Source organism: Desulfomicrobium escambiense DSM 10707 (assembly GCF_000428825.1).
Classification (GTDB): domain Bacteria; phylum Desulfobacterota; class Desulfovibrionia; order Desulfovibrionales; family Desulfomicrobiaceae; genus Desulfomicrobium; species Desulfomicrobium escambiense.
The window spans coordinates 177,342-195,096 of sequence record NZ_AUAR01000001.1 but is presented as its reverse complement, the minus strand read 5'-3'; the positions used below and the strand labels follow the sequence as shown (position 1 = coordinate 195,096).

The window sequence follows — 17,755 nt, the reverse complement described above, 5'->3', positions numbered from 1 at the left end:
CCAGGATTAAGTTCAGCCTTAATGCTCTCGACCGACGACCTCAAATTCATTGCCGCCGTGACCCAGGCCCCGTCCCTGGCGGCCGCGGCGCGAAGCCTCAACGTCACGCCCCCGGCCGTGTCCCAGCGCTTGCGCGCCCTGGAGACGCGGCTCGGGGTCAGTCTGCTGGACCGCAGCGCGGGCCGGATTACCCTGACGGATGAAGGCGAGCTGCTGACCGAGTGGTCGGCCCGCATTCTGGCCGAGATCGAGGAGGTCAGCGAAAGGCTGTGCGAACGAAAAGGGGTCGTGGCCGGGCATCTGCGCATCGCAGGGCCCACGGGCTTCGGCCGCCGCTACATCGCGCCCGCGGTCATGGACTTCAGCCGGCGGCACCCCGACGTGCGCATCGACCTGGAACTCTCGGACAACCCCATCCGCCTCAAGCCGAGCGCCTGGGACATCGTCATCCACATCGGCGAACTGCACTCCCAGCCCTTCCAGAAGCTGACCCTGGCACCCAACGACCGCCTGCTGTGCGCCTCGCCCGACTACCTGGCCAGGCGCGGAACGCCGCACGCGCCCGCGGACCTGATCCGGCACTCCTGCCTGACCCTGCGCGAGAACGACGAGGACGTGACCCTCTGGCGCTTCTCCGGACCTGACGGCAGCCACGAGACCGTGCGCATCGACGAGGGAGTGTCCTGCAACGACGGTGACGTCGTCCGCGACTGGGCCTTGGCCGGGTTCGGCATCGTTCTGCGCTCGGAATGGGACATGGCCGACGACCTGCGCGCCGGACGCCTGGTGCGCCTGCTGCCCCAGTGGCGGGCGCCCGACGCCCCGGTGGTGGCCCTGCTCGGGCCCCGCCACATGCGCGCGGCCCGCACCCGCCGTTTCCTCGAACTGCTGCGGCAGTCCCTCACCCCGCCGCCCTGGCGCGGGCAGGGCTGACGTTCACGGTCCGTCGTCCCGCGCTCACCCCCGTCCGCACAGCGCCGCTTCGAGCCGCGCCGCAGCGGCGGCAAGCAATGTGTCCTGACCGAACCTTCCCACGCACTGCAGGCCCAGGGGCAGTCCCGCCATCCCGGTTCCCGCGGGCAGGGAGATCGCGGGCATGCCGGCGTGGGTCCACGGCAGGTTCATGACCGGGTCGCCCGTGCTCCCGCAGCCTTCGGGGGCCTCGCCCGGTGCCGAGGGGCAGACCCACAGATCCAGGGCGTGCGCGTCCATGAGCGCTGCCAGCTCGCAGCGAAGGTCCGTGCGGGACTTCCGGGCCGCAACCACCCTGTCGGCCGGAACCGCCCGCCCCCGTTCGATGGCCGCCGCCGTGACCGGACGATAGAGGTGGGCGTACTGGCCGAACAGCGTCTCCTGCTCCACGGCGAACTCGGCCACCGTGAGGTCGCGGTGCAGGGCCGCGATCTCGTCGATGCGGTCCAGGCAGGCCACCTCGACAACCTCGACGCCCCCTTGGCGCAGAGCGCCCAGGACCGTCTCGAACCAGGCCAGGGTCCCGGCCGGCGCCTGTGCGAGGTACGGGCCGACCGGGACGCCGACCTTCAGGGCCTCGGGCCGGCGGCACTCGGCCTGCCGCGGATCGAAGACGGCCAGGACGTGCATGATGTCCGCAACCCTCTGGCAGAAAAAACCCACATGATCGATGCTGCGTGAAAAATAGGCGATGCCCTCCGTGGGAATCCTGTCGAAGGACGGCTTCATGCCGACCACGCCGCAAAAGGAGGCGGGCCGGATGACGGACCCCACGGTCTGGGTGCCCAGGGCCAGGGGAAAGAGCCCCGCGGCCACGCCCGCGGCCGAGCCGCTGCTGGAACCGCCGGGGGTGTGCCGCGGGTTGTACGGGTTTTTGGTCGCCGCCGGCTCGAAATAGGCGAACTCCGTGGTCGCGGTCTGGACGAAGATGATGGCCCCGGCCTCGCGCAGCATACGCACACAGCGGGCCTCCGGGCCTTCGAACAGCACCGGGGGCAGCAGGGAGCCGCACCTGATGGGCACCCCTTCCACCCTGATGATGTCCTTCACGCCAACCGGAACGCCGAAAAGCGGCGGACGGTGCTGCGGGTCGGGAAAGCGCTCGAAGAGGGCTTCGATCTGACGGGCTATCCCCGCACCGTCGATGTCCCCGGCCAGGATGTGCAGCTGCGGGTCGATGTCGCGGGCGCGTTCGACGAGGCTCCCGACGAGCCCGGCGAGCCCCTCTCTCGATGCGCGCCGGTACACGTCGAATTCCGGAGTATGGGCGACGAGTGGGATCTGTGGCATGGCGTTTTCCTCACGGTTGCGGATGGACTTGGGAAACCGGCCCTCAATCAGGTCTGCGGTGCTGCAAGCAGGCCGGTCAGCTGCAACCCGTCACGAAACATCAGGAGGGCCAGGACCACGAGGGCTAGGCCGAGAAGGCGCATGGTCCAGACATAGGCCCGGCCCTTGAAGAGGGCCCTGGACCTGCCGACCAGAAGGGCCAGGGCGATCTTCGAACCCACGAGGCAGAAGTAGAAACCCGCGATGAACGCCGCCGGGGCGAGAAAGTTCCGGTCCAGGGCCTTGGCCATGGTCGGTCCCCCCACGCTGAGCCAGAAGATGTAGGGATGGGGGCTCAGCAGGTTGGTCAGAATGCCTTTGCGCAACGACTTCCGCGGCGCATCCTGGAGTTTCATGTCGAACCCCGTGGTGCGCAGGCTTTCGTAACCCATGGACAGGATGAAAATGCCGCCGGCCATGGAGACCGCCCCAAGGATGCCGTGAAAACCGGCCAGTCCGGACAGCACGAAGAGAGTCAGCAGGATGATCGGCAGGTCCGTGACCATGGGCGCCAGGGCGACCCTGATCCCGGCCCGGACGTCGTGCCGGAGCGTTTCCGAGATGACCAGGGTCAGGAGCGGCCCCGGCGCGAGCCCCGCGGACAGGCCGAGAAGGGCCCCGAGTGTCAGATAATATCCCATATCAAACCCGCAAATGAAATATGAGTGACGGCTGCGCACGGCGAGGTGCGTGTCGTGAGTGCGGTGGACATATTTCGCATCGGGCCAAGACACAAGGTTTGGGTGCATCCCGCGACCCCTGCGCCCTCGTACCGCGGCGAAACGAACGGACCCGGGAAGCAAAGCCCTGAGCCCGGCGGCATGCAGGGAAACGAGTCCGGAAAGATTTCGTCTTCCAAGGCAGAGCGATTTTGCGTATCAGGCGAGGCCAGGATTGATGCGCCGCTCCCTGCTCCACGGCGAGGACATCCGCCCGCCGTTTCCGCGTTCGAGCCCGACATCCCGAAGACCAAGGAGAACATGGACAAACGCCCCTTCGACATAAAGGCCCTGACCTTCTTCTTCGAACAGCTCTGGATGCACACCAGCGATCCGTTCTGGATCTGCCGGCCCGTCGGCGACGATTTCGAGCTGGTCATGGCCAACGCCGCGGCGCGCAGGGTCGACGCGAGACAGGTGCCCGGAGGGACGGTACGGTCCATCATCGGCTACGGTCCCGAATCGGAGCCCCTCATCTCCGGGTATTACGAGTGCATGCGGACCGGACGCTCAGTCACGTTCGAACAGCGCCCGTTCCTGAACGGCAGCGAACGGCTGTTCGAAACGCTGCTCGTGCCCGTCAAGGACGAATCGGGCGGGATTTCCCACATCTGGGGCACGGCACGTGATCTGACTCGGTTCCTGGTGGCCCAGAAGGCGCTCCTGCACCTGAACGAGCAGCTCGAGAACAAGATTCGGTTGCGGACCACGGAACTGGAGGAGGCAAATCGCAGGCTCTATGAACTGTCGGCCACGGATGCGTTGACCGGCCTCGCCAACCGCCGCCGGTTCGACGCCGTGATGCACGAGGAATGGTTGCGTGCGGCGCGGACGGGAGCTCCCTTGAGCCTGGTCATGCTCGACCTCGACCATTTCAAGAAATACAACGACCACTGCGGCCATCAGGAAGGGGATGCCTGCCTTCGGCACATCGCCGAAGTGCTGCAGGCCAACGCCCGTCGGCCCGGCGACCTGGCCGCGAGATACGGCGGCGAGGAGTTCTGCCTGATCCTGCCCGACACCGCCCGGCCCGGCGCCCGCGACATCGCCGAGCGGGTGCGCCTGTGCGTGGAGGAAATGGCCCTGCCACACCCGCTCTCCCCCCAAGGCATCGTCACGGTCAGCCTCGGCACGGCCACCCTCTCGCCCGGCACTGCGGACAACCCCTCGTCCCTGCTGAACATGGCGGACCGGGCCCTCTACCTCGCCAAATCCGAAGGCCGGAACTGCGTCCGGCAGGCTTCCCTCCCGAACCGCTGAAAAGAAACGGAATCCCGTCAGCCGGCCAGGCGCTCGGCCACGGCCAATGCCACCACCGCCGCCAGAAAGCCGTCCGAAGCCAGCCGTAGGACGTTCGCCCGGGCGAAGACGGCCAGGGCGGCGTAGGCCGGACAGATCGTGGCCAGTGCGTAGGCGTGACCCGGCCCTGCCAGCATCCCGAAGAGGGGCGCCATGCCGCCGAGGGACGCCAGAGCCAGGGACCACAGGCGCGGGATGGCGCGGCGGGAGAAACCCGAGAAGCTGTTGGCCGGGACGGGGAAGCCGGCGGCCGCGTAGTCGTCGGCGTTTGCTTCGGCCAGCATCCAGAAATGGGGCATCTGCCAGACGAAATAGAGGGCGAAGAGATAGACCGGCTCGGGGGCCAGGAGTGCCCCGCCGCCGGCCAGCCAGCCGATCCACGGCGGCAGCGCGCCGCAGGCCGCGCCGGGGATCATGGCCCAAGCCGTGACGGGTTTGAGGTACGTGTAGAAGCCGTTGTAGAGTCCGGGCACGACGATGAGAACCGCAAGGGAGCCCGGACCGAGCCCGGTCCACAGGCAGGCGGCGGCCAGGGCGAGCAGCAGGCCGGAGACGGCCAGGCCATGCCCGGCGCTCATCCTGCCGCTGGCCAGGGGACGCCTTCTGGTGCGCTCCATGAGGGCGTCCAGATGGCGCTCCTGAATCTGGTTGAGGACCGAGACGGCGGCGCTCAGGGCGAAGGTCCCGGCGAAAACGGCCAGGCCCGCGGCCGGGGCGGCGTGAGCCTCCGCCGTGGCCAGGAGCCAGCCCGCCAGGGCCGAGAGGCCGACCGCCAGGGAAACCCCGGGGCGGATCAGGTCCGCGGCGCCCCTAATCATGTCCGCCGGACAGGGAGCGCAAATAGTCGATCATGGCCTTCACGTCCTCGTCGCTCAGGTGCGAGTACGGCGGCATGATGGGCTCGTACCCCTTGACCATGGTCTTCTCCGGGTCCCGGATGGCCTCGGCCAGATAGGCCTCGTCGGCCACGACCTCGCTGCCGTCTTCCAGGACGACCTTGTGCCCGTAGATGCCCTTGAAGGTCGGACCGGCGATCTCGGAACCGTCCGTGGAATGGCAGCTCAGGCACCCCTCGGCCTCCATGAGCGACCTGCCCCTGTCCAGGTCGCGGGCTGCGCCGCCCGTCAGGTAGCGGATGATCTTGTCCAGGTCCTCGGCCGGCATCTCCTCCTTGTAGGACGGCATGCCCTCGTAACCGGCCACCAGTTCGGCGTCGGGTTCGAGGATGGCGCGGCGCAGGTACGCCTCGTCGGCCACCGCCGTGCGCGTGCCGCCGCCTTGGACGATGGGGCGTTCCTTGCCGTAGATGCCCATGAGCGTCGGCCCGGCCAGCTCGGTGCCGTCGAGGGAATGGCAGCCCGTGCAGCCGTAGGATTCCAGGAGCCCCACCGCCGCCTCGTCCCCCGAGGCTTCGCCCTCGTACCATTTCCGGAACTTCTCGTCGCTCAGGACCTCCACGGTGGAGAGCATGTTGGCGTGCTGCAGGCCGCAGTACTCGGCGCACAGGATGTCGTAGCTGCCCTCCCGCGCGGCCTGGAACCAGGCGTAGGTCTCCATGCCCGGCACGGTGTCCATCTTGATGCGGAATGCCGGGACGAAGAAGCTGTGCAGCACGTCGGCCGAAGTCATGTCGAGGCGCACGGCCCGGTCCACGGGCACGTAGAGGGTGCTGGCGCGCTTGCCGTTCTCGTACTCGAAGACCCACGACCACATGCGCGCCGTGACCTTCACGCGCATGGCGTCGGCCGGTGCCGAGCGCAGGGCCTTGAAGCTCGTCCAGCCGGACCAGAACATGCCCATGACCAGAACCGTCGGGAGGACCGTCCAGGCGATCTCGGCCCAGACGTTGCCGCTGATGTCCGCTGCCTGGGGGTGGCGCGTGTGGTGGTAGCGGACCACGAACCAGATCATGAGCAGCGTGATGAAGACCAGGATGGCCGCCGAGGCGCCGAAGATGAACAGGAAGGTTTGGTCGACCCTGGCCGCGGCCTGTGTTCCGGCCTGGATGATGGAGGGGGTCATGCGCCGACCTCCGGCCGCCAGGCCACATCGAAGAAGGTCAGGCCGATGAAGATGGCCAGGATGACGAAGACCAGGATGAGAAAGGCGCCCAGGAGCCTGTTCTCGTACTTGAGGTGCATGAAGAAGAGGACGACCAGAAGCGCCTTGGTCGAGGCCACGCCCATGGCGACCAGGACGTTCAGGTAGCCGAAGTCGAAGGACGCCGCGCCCACCGTGACCCCGGTCAGGATCAGCAGGGCCAGCCAGATTTTCGCCAACAGGCTGAATGGCATGATGTGCTTGTGTGTCATGTCAGCTGATCAGGTAAAAGAGTGGGAAGAGGAATATCCAGACCAGGTCCACAAGGTGCCAGTAAAGCCCGCCGTTCTCCAGCAGCCCGAAGTCCTCGGCCGTGACCCGGCCCTGCGCGATGCGCAGCATGCAGAAGGCGAGGACGGTCGCGCCGATGACCACATGCAGGCCGTGAGCCCCGGTCATGACGTAGTAGAGGCCGAAGAAGATGTTCGTGCCGCCCGACTGCGCCATCTCCGACGATCCGGGGTAGATGCCGTGGGCGATCTTGGTCGACCACTCGAAGTACTTGTTGACCATGAACACGCCGGCCAGGACGATGGTCGCGGCCAAAAGCGCCTGGCACAGTCCCCGCCGCCCCTGCTGGAGGGCGGAGATGGCCAGGGCCACGGTGAAGCTCGACGTGATGAGCACCACGGTGTTGGCCGCGCCGAAGACGCGGGACAGCTCCAACCCGCCCTGATGGAACTCGGCCGGGTAGCGGTGCAGGAAGATCGCGTACAGGAGGAAGAGCCCGCCGAAGAGCAGGATCTCCGTGAAGAGGAAGAGCCACATGCCGAACTTGTCGCCCAGGTAGTCCTTGTGCTGCTCAGGCATCGCGCTTCACCCCCGCGTAGGAGTAGGGGCTCGGCACCTCGTCCGGCGGGTCGAGGAAGGTCAGGTGCGGAGGTGGACTCGGCAGGGTCCACTCCAGGGTGGCTGCCCCCCAGGGGTTGCGGCCCACTGTGCGGGGCCCGCGCAGACACTTCGAAAGTCCCCAGAACATGGTGACCAGTCCCGCGACCAAGACCCACGACCCCACCGTCGAGATGATGTGGCCCGTCTGATACATGGGCAGGTAGTCGTAGTACCGGCGCGGCATGCCCATGAGGCCGATGAGGAACATGGGGAAATAGAGCATGTTGAACCCGCCGACGAGCAGGTACCAACTGGCGTTGGCCAGCTTGCGGTCGTACATGCGCCCGAAGATCTTGGGGAACCAGAAGTGCATGGCCGCGAAGAGCCCGAAGCCCGTGCCGCCGAAGATGACGTAGTGGAAATGCGCCACCACGAAGTACGTGTCGTGGACGTGGATGTCCGTGCCGGCCGAGCCGAGCACCAGGCCCGTGAGTCCTCCGGCAGAGAAGAGAAAGATGAAGCCCAGGGCGAAGAGGAGCGGCGGTTCGAGATGGATGGACCCCTTGTACAGCGTGGCCACCCAGTTGAAGACCTTCACGGCCGAGGGGATGGCCACGACGAAGGTCAGGAAGGAGAAGACGAGCACGGCCGTGTCGCTCATGCCGCTGGTGAACATGTGGTGGGCCCAGACCAGGGACCCGGCGAAGGCGATGGCCAGGCTGGACACCGCGATGGCCTTGTACCCGAAGATGGACTTGCGGGCGAAGGCCGGGATGATATCCGAAACCACCCCCATGGCCGGCACGATCATGATGTACACGGCCGGGTGCGAGTAGATCCAGAACAGGTGCTGGTACAGGAGCGGGTCGCCGCCTTTGGCCGGGTCGAAGAGGCCGATGCCCAGCAGACGCTCGATGAAGACCAGGGCCACGGTCACGCCCAGCACCGGCGTGGCCAGGAGCTGAATCCAGGCCGTGGCGTAGAGGGACCAGACGAAAAGCGGCAGTTTGCCCCAGCTCATCTTCGGCGCGCGCAGGCGGTGGATGGTGGTGATGAAGTTCAGGCCCGTCAGGATGGACGAGAAGCCCAGGATGAAGACGGCGACCACGGCCAGGGACACGTTGGTCGTGGTCCGCTCGCTGAAGGGCACATAGAAGGTCCAGCCCGTGTCCGGCGGCCCGCCGCCCGTGAAGAGGCTGGTCACGGCCAGGACCGCGCCCGTCAGGTAGAGCCACCAGGAGAAGATGTTCAGCCGCGGGAAGGACACGTCCTCGGCCCCGATCTGCAGGGGCAGCAGGATGTTGCCGAAAGCCGCCGGGATGCCGGGAATGACGAAGAGAAAGATCATGACCACGCCGTGCAGGGTGAACATGGCGTTGTAGGTCTGGGCGCCCATGATGGTCCGGCCCGGGGCGATGAGCTCCAGGCGCATGAGCACGCCGATGACCACGCCCACGGCGAACATGGTCAGAATGCACCACAGGTAGAGCATGCCGATGCGCTTGTGGTCCGTGGAGAAGATCCAGGACGTCAGGCCGCTTCTGCCCGGAAGCGGATCGAGAAAGGGGACGGTTTCGCCGGGACTGGGCATCGGGGGACCTCCGGAAATCAGTTTCGAGGCCGGCGCTTCTTGCGGCCGGCCAGCAGCAGGGAGACGAGGAGCACGCCCAGGATGACGAGTATGCCTGTGGCCGTGATCTTCATGAAATTGAACGCGTAACGCTTGCCCTCGGGGTCGTAGGAAAAGCAGTAGGCCAGGACGCGCTTGACGGACAGCCCGACCTGCTCCTTCCCGGCCTCGGTGGCGGCCATGGTCAGGTCGAAGGCCAGGGGCTTGGTGCCGTAGAGATAGCGCACGATCTTGCCCTTGGGCGACACGGCCATGACCACCACGGGATGCAGGAAATCCTTGCCCGAGCGGCGGAAGCCGAAACCAAGGGAGTCCGTCAGCAGGCGGATGTTCTTCTCGTCGCCCGTCAGGAAGCGCCAGCCGCTCTCGGGGTACTTGAAGTCCATGGCCGCCAGGTAGTTTCGGCGCTGGCTGGCGGCCAGCTCCGGCGTGTCCGTCTCGTCGAAGCTGACGCTGACCACCTGGAAGTCCACGCCAGGCGTGAGCGTCACGTCGGGCAGGACCTGCGTCAGGGAGCTCTGGATGATGGCGCAGACGTTGGGACAGGAGAAATAGATGGGCACGACGATGGTCGGCTTGTCGATGATCTGCCCGATGGTCACGGGCCGGCCCGTTTCGTCGAGAAACCTGGCGTCGGCGGCGATGTGACCGCCGAGCTTCTCCGTCACGCCGACGTCCTGCGTCCCCTGAGCCGCCGGAGCTGGCTCCTGGTGGACATGCGGCGCCTGTGATGGTTCGGCCGGGGCGGCGTGCATGGAGTGATCCGCGGCGGCCCCGGAAGCGGGTTGCCCGGCGGCCGCGTCGTGACCGACATGACCGGACATGTCGTGGCCGGAATGTTCCGCGGGCGGGACGGCCTGCTCGGCCTGGCCGGCCGTGGCCGTTTCCTGCGCGGTCGACGCCTGGGCCGCCTGGCGGGCCTGCTGCACCGCGGTCTGGGCCGCCAGGGGCAGCGGCAGCAGGAGCAGGACGAGAATGAGGATGGTCGGTCGCACCTTGACCTCGGCAGGGTTTGCGGGCCCGCGGCCCGGGTATTGGAAAAACTGTCCCCGGGCCTGCCGGGCCCGCCCAGCGGGAACGTCCGGCACGTCCGGGGACTTCGCGGCTACAGGCTGTCGACGTGGGCGGCCAGGGCTTCCAGATCCGCGTCGGACAAAGGCTTGACCACGCGCTCCATCATGGCCTTCTTCGCGCCGCCGTAGGTCCCGGACTTGTAGCCGGACAGGGCCGCCTTGACCTCGTCAAGGGTCAGGGAATTCAGGGGCCTGGTCATGCCCATGGCCACCTTGGAGCCGTCGGCACCGTGACAGCCCTTGCAGTTCTTGGCATAGAGGTCGGCCGGACCTTCAGCCAGGGCGGGGGCGGCAAAAAACAGGCAGGCGGCAAGACAGACGAATACGTATTTCATGGCTTCCTCCGGTATGGTGTTGTCATTTGGGGGTGCAGACCGAGGCGCGCTTCTGCGGATCGGCCAGAAAAACGGAAACTGAGGATGCGTCGTCGGCCGTGAGCAGTTCGCTCTTGTACTCGACCATGCGCAGCACGGTTTCCTGCCACCACTTGGCGTCATCGCTCCCGACGAGACAGACCTTGTCCATCTCGTGGCAGTCCTGGCAGCGTTCGAGGATGAGCGCGCCGGTGTCCTGGGCCCCGGCGAAGCAGGCCAGCAGGACGAGGACGGTCAGAAAGGCGGGAACAGCATGGGGCCTCGACCTGAGCACCCGGATCGCTTGTTCGGTCATGTTCACGCTGAACTCCTTGACGTGAAAATCGTTGATGGTCACGGACCGACACGGGTTCGCCCCGGCACTCCATGCAGCTCGGGAAGGCGCCCCTGGCCGGACTCAAGTTCTCCTTTTACAACCAAGACTTCAAAAAAGCCAGACGCAAGCCGAGGATGTTTTCAGCACATGGCGCAACTCCGCGCAGGGCGCACGTGAATCTTGCTTTTCCGGACAAAATCCGACAAATGCGGACAGAACATTCTCCGGAGACACACGTGGCCGACATTCTCATCATCGACGACGACCAGGATTTTTCCCGCTCCTTCCAGCGCATCATCGAACGCATGGGGCACACCTGCACCGTGGCCCATTCCATCAGGGAAGCGCTGGCCCCCCAGGCCGGCGCGGATTGCGACCTCATCTTCCTCGACGTGAACCTGCCCGACGGCAACGGGCTGGCCCACATCAAGCAGTTCCAGGCCGCCGCGTCCCTGCCCGAGGTGGTCATCCTCACGGGAGACGGCGACTCGGACGGTGCGGCCCTGGCCATCGCCAACGGCGCCTGGGACTATGTGGGCAAGCCCATTTCGGTCAGCGCCATCACCCTCATCCTGCAGCGGGCCATGGCCTACCGCGCCTCCAAGGGCGCCGGCGGGCGACGCAAGGTCAAACGCAGCGCCATCATCGGCGAAAGCCCCAAGATCATGGCCTGCCTGGAAACCATGGGCAAGGCCGCGCGCAGCAAGGCCAACGTCATCATCACCGGCGAGACGGGCACGGGCAAGGAACTCTTCGCCCGCGGCATCCACGAGAACAGCGGCACGCCCGGCAAGCTCGTGGTCATCGACTGCACGAACCTGTCCACGCACCTGGCCGAGAGCACCCTCTTCGGGCACGTCAAGGGCTCCTTCACCAGCGCCCACGAATCCCGCGACGGCCTCTTCAAGCTGGCCGACAACGGCACGGTCTTCCTGGACGAGATCGCGGAACTCGGCCTCGACCTGCAGAAGAACCTGCTGCGCGTCCTGCAGGAGCGCAAGTTCCGGCCCATCGGCTCCAAGGAGGAGGTCGCCAGCAACTTCCGCGTCATCGCGGCCACCAACCGCGACCTGCGCAGGATGGTCGAGGAAGGGAACTTCCGCAGCGACCTCTTCTACCGCCTGAACGGGCACCATATCCAGATCCCGTCCCTGCGCGAACGCAAGGAGGACATCCCGCTGCTCGCGGAGTACTACGTGGAGAAAATCTGCCGCGAGAACCAGGCCCCGCCCAAGCAGCTCACGCCCGAATTCCTCGGCGCCCTGGCCGCCTTCCAGTGGCCGGGCAACGTGCGTGAGTTCGTCAACGCCATCGCCGTGGCCGTGGACAACGCCGCGAACGAACCGAGCCTCTTCAGCCATCACCTGCCCATCGACGTGCGCATCGGCATCGCCCGGAGCGCCTTCCGGCCGAAACCCGAGAAGGCTCAGCCCGTGGTCATCGACCCGGGCCCGCTGACCCGCCCCCTGCAGATGCCCTTCGTGCCGGGAGGAGCGTTGCCCCAATTCCGGGACGCCCGCGAAACGGTCGTCAACCAGCTCGAAAAGGCCTACCTGCAGCAGCTCGCCGAACAGTGCGGCAGCGACGTGGCGGCGGCATGCGAGCGCTCCGGGCTCTCCCGCGCACGGCTCTACGAGCTGCTCAAGAAGCACGCCGTGCGCCTGCGGTAGCCGCGACGCAACACGGCTTGACGCAACGCCCTGAAGCGATACACAAACACGCATTCATTCAACCGGGAGTCTGTCATGACCAAGGTCTCACGATACGCCCTGCTCACCTTTCTCTTCCTGGCCGCCTCGTTCCTCTCGGCCGAAGTCTGGATGCAGGCCATCCGCCACACCTCCTTCTGCACCACCTCGTCCTGCGACGTGGTCGGGGAGTACGTACGCTTCGGCGAAGGCAACCTCATCAAGATGGGCGCAGCCTTCTTCTGGTTCCTGTGGTCCCTGGCCTTCTTCGGCGGCCGCTACGACAAAAAGTGGATCTGGGGCTCTGCCACCCTGCTCCTCTTCGGCGCCCTGGCCTTCGACGGCGCCATCCTGGGCTTCCAGTTCATGGGCCTCAAGGAGAAATGCCTGCTGTGCGTCGCGGTGGGGGCCATGCTCTTCGTCACCCTGTCCCTGTTCTCCTGGGTGCGGAGGACCCTGCTGACCGTGCTCCTGGGCATCGCCGTATGGACGGGCGGGTTCGCGGCCAATGCGGTGCTGGACCTGAACGTCACCCCGCCGGCCATCGTCGACACGGCCTTCACGACCTGGGAAAACTCCCCGGACAACGCGCCCCAGCACGTGCTCTTCTTCAGCCTGCACTGCGACCACTGCTCCAAGATCCTGGCCAACCTGTCCATCAACGCCCAGACCCTGCCCGGCAAATGGCACCTGGCCTGCACGGACAACAAGGAGGAGGATTTCTACCGCCTGGCCACGGTCTTGAACACCCCGGAAGGCAAGCAGAACCCCTTCCTGGAGATCCTGCGCGTCGAGAGCCTGGACAAGCCAGAGCCGACGCCCGTGAGCGACGACCTGCGCCAGACCGTGCGCACGGCCCGGGCCTACTTCAAGATGAAGGGCTTCCAGGGCATCCCGGTCCTGGTGGTCATGGAGCGTCCGGGCTGGGAGATGGTCCTGCGCGGTGAGAACAACATCACCGAATACCTGCGCATCCGCGGCTTCCTCAAACGCGAGCTGCACTTCCCCGACCCGCCGGCCAAGGCCGAGGCGAACGCTACGAAGGAGTAGCGGCCAACCGGGTCGGCAGCACAAAAAAACCTCGTCGGGATGATACCCGGCGAGGTTTTTTCGTGTCCGCGCGGTGAACTCTGCGGCCGCAGACGGACAGGCCTTTATTCCTTCTCGCGCCTGATCCTCGCGCCCACGGCGCCGAGTTTCACTTCCATCTGCTCGTAGCCGCGGTCCAGGTGGTAGATGCGGCGCACGTCGGTGCGGCCCGTGGCGGCCAGGCCGGCCAGGACGAGGCAGGCGCTGGCCCGCAGGTCCGAGGCCATGACCGTGGCGCCCTTCAGGGAGTCCACGCCGCGCACCATGGCGCTCTGGCCCGAGAGGGAGATGTGCGCGCCCAGGCGGGCGAGCTCCTGCACGTGCATGAAGCGGTTCTCGAAGATGCCCTCGGTGATGACGCCCGCACCGCGGCTGACGCACATCAGCGCCATGATCTGGGCCTGCATGTCCGTGGGAAAGCCGGGATAGGGCCGGGTGGAGAGGTCCACGCAGTTCAGGGGGCCGTCGACGGTGGCCCGCAGGGTGTCGCGGTCGCCCTCGATGACCATGCCCATTTCGTTGAGCTTGAAGATGACGGCGTCGAGGGCGTCTACCGGGCAGTCCTTGAGGGTCAGGTCGCCCTTGGTGATGCCGGCCGCCACGAGGTAGGTGCCGGCCTCGATGCGGTCCGGCATGACGCGGTAGGACGTGCCGTGCAGACTCTCCACGCCCTGGATGCGCACCACGCTCGTGCCGTGGCCGGAGATCTTCGCCCCGCAGCTGTTCAGGAACTCGGCCAGGTCCTGGATCTCGGGCTCGCGGGCCGCGTTTTCCAGGACCGTCTCGCCCTCGGCCAGAGTGGCGGCCATGATGAGGTGCTCGGTGCCGCCCACGGTCGGGAAGTCGAGCTGGATGTGGGCGCCCTTCAGGCGGTCGCAGTTGCCGATGATGTCGCCGCTCTCCAGTTCGAAGACCGCGCCCATCTGCTCCAGGCCCTTCAGGTGCATGTCCACGGGCCGGGCACCGATGGCGCAGCCGCCGGGCAGGGCCACGCGGGCGCGGCCCAGGCGGGCCAGGAGCGGTCCCAGGCACAGGACCGAAGCGCGCATGGTGCGGACCAGGTCGTAGGGGGCTTCGGGCTTCAGGTTGCAGGACTTGAGGTAGACTTCGCCTTCGGCGTATTCCGCCGTGCAGCCCAGCAGTTCCAGGAGTTTCAGGGTGGTGCCGATGTCGCGCAGATCGGGCACGTTGGACAGGCGCACCTCCCCGTCGACGAGGATGGAGGCCAGGAGGATAGGCAATGCGGCGTTCTTGGAACCGCTTATGGTCACGGTGCCCTTGAGGGGCATACCGCCTTCGATGACAAGTTTGTCCATTATAAATCCTTGCAGGTGAGGCGGGAGTTCCCGTCGCTCACGGTTTCTTCTTGCTGAACGCGGCGCGCACGGCTTCCGCTTCGCCGGGGTAGATGTCGAACTCTTCTGTCCGCGGGCCCGGGGTCTTCCAGCGATTCGGCCTCGGCTCGCTGCCTTCGCGGGCCGCAGGCGTCGGACGGGAATCGATCATGATGGGGCTTTCGTGCACGTCGCAGTCGGGAACGGGCCAGCTGAACTCGATGGGGATGTTGTTCGGGTCGAAGGAATAGAGGGAGATGATGAACCCGTGGTCGATGAGTTCCGAGGCCCAGAAGCCGTTGGTTTCGAGGAGGTCCTTCAGGCGGCTCAATTCGTCGACGCTGTCCACCCCGAAGGACAGGTGGTCGAAGGCCGCCGGTCCCTTGACCGGAGCGCCGTGGTCCTTCTCCGCGACGGGTTCCACGCCCGGCCATTCGAAGAAGGCGATGCAGTCCGTCGGCGTGATCTCGAAGAAGTAGTGGCGGTAGCCAGGATGCCCCATGCCCACCACCAGGCGCATGCCCAGCAGGTCGCGCCAGAAATGGACGGTCTTGTCCATGTCTGCCGTGACCATGGCGAGATGGTTGATGCCGGTGAATGCCAAACAGACCTCCAAAAAAAAGCAGAACCAGTTTCTATCCGGTTCTGCCTGAGTGTCAAATGGGGTGAGTGACGCGGCTTGAACGCGCGACATCCTGGGCCACAACCAGGTGCTCTGCCTGCTGAGCTACACCCACCACGAGGGAGAAAAAAAGGGACAGCGAGCTGTCCCGTATATGCGAATGGGGTGAGTGACGCGGCTTGAACGCGCGACATCCTGGGCCACAACCAGGTGCTCTGCCTACTGAGCTACACCCACCACGTGAGAGGAAAAACTCTCTACCCAAGCCCCCTGCCCCGGTCAAGCAAAAATCGCGGGGAAAATCACCTTGCTGCCGCCGCCCTTGACAACCGGCCAAGGCCATTTATTTGGTGCCATCGAAATTTTCAAACCAAGGAGTGGACATGTCTTCCGCACAACAATTCGAATTCAAGACCGAAATCAAACAACTCCTCGACATCATTACCCATTCGCTCTACACGAGCCGGGAAATATTCCTGCGTGAGCTGGTCTCCAACGCCTCCGACGCCCTGGACAAGCTGCGCTTCGAGCAGAACCGCTCGGCCGAAATCGTCAGCCCCGACCTGGAGTTGCAGATTTCCATCACCGCCGACGAGGAGAAGCGCGAGCTCGTCATCGCCGACACGGGCATCGGCATGACCCAGGACGAGCTGGTGGACAACATCGGCACCATCGCCCGCTCGGGCTCGGCCGAGTTCATCCGCCAGGCCATGGCCGACCAGGGCAATTCGTCCAACATCATCGGCCGCTTCGGCGTGGGCTTCTACTCGGTCTTCATGGTCGCCGACAAGGTCACCATCCGCACCCGCTCCTTCCGCCCCGGCGCAAAGGCCGTCGAGTGGACCTCCGACGGCCTGGGCACCTACACCGTGGCCGAACTGGACGAGGACCTGCCGCGCGGCACGACCATCACCGTGCACCTCAAGGAGGATGGCAAGGAGTTCGCCGAGCAGCACCGCATCACGTCCATCATCAAGAAGCACTCCAACTTCATCTCCTTCCCCATCCTCGTGCAGGGCGAGAAGGCCAACACCGTGCAGGCCCTGTGGCGCGAGAACAAATTCTCGGTCACGCCAGAGCAGTACACGGAGTTCTACAAGTTCCTGACCTACGACCACGAGGAGCCCCTGGATACCCTGCACCTGAGCGTCGACGCGCCCGTGCAGTTCTCGGCCTTGGCCTTCGTGCCCCCCCGCAGCCAGGATGCCTTCGGCTTCGACCGCGACAACTACGGCCTGGACCTCTACGTGCGCCGGGTTCTCATCCAGAGCAAGAACAAGGACCTCATCCCCGAGTACCTGGGCTTCGTGCGCGGCGTGGTCGACACCGAGGACCTGCCGCTCAATATCTCGCGCGAGACGTTGCAGGAGAACCTGCTCATCCGCAAGATCGCCCAGACCCTGACCAAGCAGATCCTCTCGCACCTGAAAAAACTCGGCCAGGACAAGGACCGCTACGCCACGTTCTGGAAGGAGCACGCCAAGCGCTTCAAGCTCGGCTACGCCGACTTCGCCAACCAGGAGGCCTTTGGCGAACTCCTGCGTTTCAATTCCTCCCGCCACGAGGACAAGGACGGGCTCATCTCCCTGGACGAGTACATCGAGGCGGCCAAGGACGGGCAGAAGGAGATCTACTACATCTCCGGCCCCAGCCGCGAGGCCATCGAGCAGAACCCGCACCTGGAGATCTTCCGCACCAAGGGGCTCGAAGTCATCTACCTCTACGAGCCCGTGGACGAGTTCGTCATGGACAGCCTGCGCAAGTTCAAGGAGTTCGAGCTCAAGGCCACCGAGAACGCCGACATCACGAATATCGAGAAGTTCGCCGACAGCGCCGAAAAGAAGGACAAGCCCGAGGAGCTGTCCAAGGAAGAGTCCGAGGACATGGACCGCTTCCTGAAGCGCGTGCAGGAGATCCTGGGCGACCGCATCACCGAGGTCCGCATCTCCAAGCGCCTGAGCCAGAGCCCGTCCTGCCTGGTCAGCCCCGACGGATCCACCTCCCAGATGCACAAGATCATGCAGATGGTGACCAAGGACTCCTCCATCCCCAAGAAGATCTTCGAGATCAACCAGGACCACAAGCTGGTCCGCAATCTCCTCTCGGTCTTCGCCAAAAACGAGCAGGACGACTTCGTGGCCACCGTGGTCGAACAGCTCTACGAATCCGCCCTGCTCATGGACGGCTACCTGGCCGACCCGCACAAGATGGTCCAGCGCCTGAACCGCCTCCTGGAGGACTCCAGCGACTGGTACAAGGAACGAGGCACGAAATAGCGACGCACGCGAAAGGCCGGGCTCAACCGGCCTTTCGCTTTTCCAAGGCCTTGAAATTCGAGCAGCGGACTTTCTTCCTTTATTCTCCCCCCCGCCTCCGCTA

17 protein-coding genes and 2 tRNA genes are annotated in these 17,755 nt (G+C 65.6%); 5 read left to right on the top strand and 14 right to left on the bottom strand.

The window, feature by feature from the left end; all coding sequences use genetic code 11:
* Nucleotides 1–21 precede the first annotated feature (21 nt).
* A complete protein-coding gene (locus G394_RS0100880) occupies nucleotides 22–933 on the top strand; it encodes a LysR family transcriptional regulator (RefSeq protein WP_028576029.1) in 912 nt (303 codons plus the stop codon).
* A gap of 24 nt (nucleotides 934–957) precedes the next feature.
* Here the strand turns inward: G394_RS0100880 and G394_RS17420 are convergent, their stop codons facing one another.
* Nucleotides 958–2,262 (bottom strand): amidase, encoded by a 1,305-nt coding sequence (locus tag G394_RS17420; protein WP_043774287.1) that lies wholly within the window; start codon nucleotides 2,260–2,262, stop codon nucleotides 958–960.
* Nucleotides 2,263–2,309: 47 nt separating this feature from the next.
* A complete protein-coding gene (locus tag G394_RS0100870; RefSeq protein WP_028576028.1) occupies nucleotides 2,310–2,942 on the bottom strand; it encodes a LysE family translocator in 633 nt (210 codons plus the stop codon).
* Between the two features lie 339 nt (nucleotides 2,943–3,281).
* On the opposite strand from G394_RS0100870, the gene G394_RS17415 reads away from it, so the two are divergent.
* Nucleotides 3,282–4,280 (top strand): sensor domain-containing diguanylate cyclase, encoded by a 999-nt coding sequence (locus tag G394_RS17415; RefSeq protein ID WP_051306849.1) that lies wholly within the window; start codon nucleotides 3,282–3,284, stop codon nucleotides 4,278–4,280.
* A gap of 17 nt (nucleotides 4,281–4,297) precedes the next feature.
* Here the strand turns inward: G394_RS17415 and G394_RS17410 are convergent, their stop codons facing one another.
* The 8 genes from G394_RS17410 to G394_RS17400 form a co-directional block, all read right to left on the bottom strand.
* Complete coding sequence (locus tag G394_RS17410; protein WP_051306848.1) at nucleotides 4,298–5,137, bottom strand: protoheme IX farnesyltransferase; 840 nt, start codon at nucleotides 5,135–5,137, stop codon at nucleotides 4,298–4,300.
* The gene (coxB, locus tag G394_RS0100855; RefSeq protein WP_028576027.1) at nucleotides 5,130–6,341 is read right to left on the bottom strand and encodes a cytochrome c oxidase subunit II; all 1,212 of its coding nucleotides are present in this window, start codon (nucleotides 6,339–6,341) and stop codon (nucleotides 5,130–5,132) included. Before coxB ends, G394_RS17410 begins: the two co-directional genes overlap by 8 nt.
* Nucleotides 6,338–6,631, bottom strand: coding sequence for a cytochrome C oxidase subunit IV family protein (locus G394_RS0100850; RefSeq protein ID WP_028576026.1), 294 nt, complete (start codon nucleotides 6,629–6,631; stop codon nucleotides 6,338–6,340). The genes coxB and G394_RS0100850 overlap by 4 nt, the downstream gene beginning before the upstream one ends.
* Before the next feature lies 1 nt (nucleotide 6,632).
* Nucleotides 6,633–7,229, bottom strand: coding sequence for a cytochrome c oxidase subunit 3 family protein (locus tag G394_RS0100845; protein ID WP_028576025.1), 597 nt, complete (start codon nucleotides 7,227–7,229; stop codon nucleotides 6,633–6,635).
* Nucleotides 7,222–8,841 carry a cytochrome c oxidase subunit I gene (gene ctaD, locus G394_RS0100840; RefSeq protein WP_028576024.1) on the bottom strand — a complete coding sequence of 540 codons (1,620 nt, stop codon included), beginning with the start codon at nucleotides 8,839–8,841 and terminating at the stop codon, nucleotides 7,222–7,224. The genes G394_RS0100845 and ctaD overlap by 8 nt, the downstream gene beginning before the upstream one ends.
* 17 nt (nucleotides 8,842–8,858) lie before the next feature.
* Nucleotides 8,859–9,875: an SCO family protein gene (locus G394_RS17405; RefSeq protein ID WP_156902362.1), complete on the bottom strand. Its 1,017-nt coding sequence runs from the start codon at nucleotides 9,873–9,875 to the stop codon at nucleotides 8,859–8,861.
* Nucleotides 9,876–9,985: 110 nt separating this feature from the next.
* Entirely contained in the window at nucleotides 9,986–10,288 is a 303-nt protein-coding gene (locus G394_RS0100830) for a c-type cytochrome (protein WP_028576023.1), read from the bottom strand.
* A gap of 22 nt (nucleotides 10,289–10,310) precedes the next feature.
* Nucleotides 10,311–10,628 carry a hypothetical protein gene (locus G394_RS17400; RefSeq protein ID WP_156902360.1) on the bottom strand — a complete coding sequence of 106 codons (318 nt, stop codon included), beginning with the start codon at nucleotides 10,626–10,628 and terminating at the stop codon, nucleotides 10,311–10,313.
* A 251-nt stretch (nucleotides 10,629–10,879) separates the two neighbouring features.
* Here G394_RS17400 and G394_RS0100820 point away from each other — a divergent pair, with 251 nt between their 5' ends.
* Together G394_RS0100820 and G394_RS0100815 are read left to right on the top strand one after the other, a co-directional pair.
* Entirely contained in the window at nucleotides 10,880–12,313 is a 1,434-nt protein-coding gene (locus G394_RS0100820) for a sigma-54-dependent transcriptional regulator (protein ID WP_028576022.1), read from the top strand.
* 75 nt (nucleotides 12,314–12,388) lie between these two features.
* Nucleotides 12,389–13,381, top strand: a complete 993-nt coding sequence (locus tag G394_RS0100815; RefSeq protein WP_028576021.1) for a hypothetical protein — start codon at nucleotides 12,389–12,391, stop codon at nucleotides 13,379–13,381.
* A 104-nt stretch (nucleotides 13,382–13,485) separates the two neighbouring features.
* Here G394_RS0100815 and murA read toward each other — a convergent pair whose 3' ends face one another.
* From murA to G394_RS0100795, 4 genes are all read right to left on the bottom strand, one after another.
* Entirely contained in the window at nucleotides 13,486–14,736 is a 1,251-nt protein-coding gene (gene murA / locus G394_RS0100810; RefSeq protein WP_028576020.1) for a UDP-N-acetylglucosamine 1-carboxyvinyltransferase, read from the bottom strand.
* 37 nt (nucleotides 14,737–14,773) lie between these two features.
* The gene (locus G394_RS0100805; protein ID WP_028576019.1) at nucleotides 14,774–15,358 is read right to left on the bottom strand and encodes a VOC family protein; all 585 of its coding nucleotides are present in this window, start codon (nucleotides 15,356–15,358) and stop codon (nucleotides 14,774–14,776) included.
* Nucleotides 15,359–15,415: 57 nt separating this feature from the next.
* A tRNA-His gene (locus tag G394_RS0100800) sits at nucleotides 15,416–15,491 on the bottom strand.
* Between the two features lie 46 nt (nucleotides 15,492–15,537).
* Nucleotides 15,538–15,613 (bottom strand) — tRNA-His (locus G394_RS0100795).
* A gap of 146 nt (nucleotides 15,614–15,759) precedes the next feature.
* Here G394_RS0100795 and htpG point away from each other — a divergent pair.
* Nucleotides 15,760–17,652 carry a molecular chaperone HtpG gene (gene htpG, locus G394_RS0100790; RefSeq protein ID WP_028576018.1) on the top strand — a complete coding sequence of 631 codons (1,893 nt, stop codon included), beginning with the start codon at nucleotides 15,760–15,762 and terminating at the stop codon, nucleotides 17,650–17,652.
* Nucleotides 17,653–17,755 lie beyond the last annotated feature (103 nt).

Bases quoted from the DNA above. Each gene is read 5' to 3' on its own strand.
- G394_RS0100880 (WP_028576029.1), top strand. From the start codon at position 22: ATGCTCTCGACCGACGACCTCAAATTCATTGCCGCCGTGACCCAGGCC.
- G394_RS17420 (WP_043774287.1), bottom strand. From the start codon at position 2,262: ATGCCACAGATCCCACTCGTCGCCCATACTCCGGAATTCGACGTGTAC.
- G394_RS0100870 (WP_028576028.1), bottom strand. From the start codon at position 2,942: ATGGGATATTATCTGACACTCGGGGCCCTTCTCGGCCTGTCCGCGGGG.
- G394_RS17415 (WP_051306849.1), top strand. From the start codon at position 3,282: ATGGACAAACGCCCCTTCGACATAAAGGCCCTGACCTTCTTCTTCGAA.
- G394_RS17410 (WP_051306848.1), bottom strand. From the start codon at position 5,137: ATGATTAGGGGCGCCGCGGACCTGATCCGCCCCGGGGTTTCCCTGGCG.
- coxB (WP_028576027.1), bottom strand. From the start codon at position 6,341: ATGACCCCCTCCATCATCCAGGCCGGAACACAGGCCGCGGCCAGGGTC.
- G394_RS0100850 (WP_028576026.1), bottom strand. From the start codon at position 6,631: ATGACACACAAGCACATCATGCCATTCAGCCTGTTGGCGAAAATCTGG.
- G394_RS0100845 (WP_028576025.1), bottom strand. From the start codon at position 7,229: ATGCCTGAGCAGCACAAGGACTACCTGGGCGACAAGTTCGGCATGTGG.
- ctaD (WP_028576024.1), bottom strand. From the start codon at position 8,841: ATGCCCAGTCCCGGCGAAACCGTCCCCTTTCTCGATCCGCTTCCGGGC.
- G394_RS0100830 (WP_028576023.1), bottom strand. From the start codon at position 10,288: ATGAAATACGTATTCGTCTGTCTTGCCGCCTGCCTGTTTTTTGCCGCC.
- G394_RS0100815 (WP_028576021.1), top strand. From the start codon at position 12,389: ATGACCAAGGTCTCACGATACGCCCTGCTCACCTTTCTCTTCCTGGCC.
- murA (WP_028576020.1), bottom strand. From the start codon at position 14,736: ATGGACAAACTTGTCATCGAAGGCGGTATGCCCCTCAAGGGCACCGTG.
- htpG (WP_028576018.1), top strand. From the start codon at position 15,760: ATGTCTTCCGCACAACAATTCGAATTCAAGACCGAAATCAAACAACTC.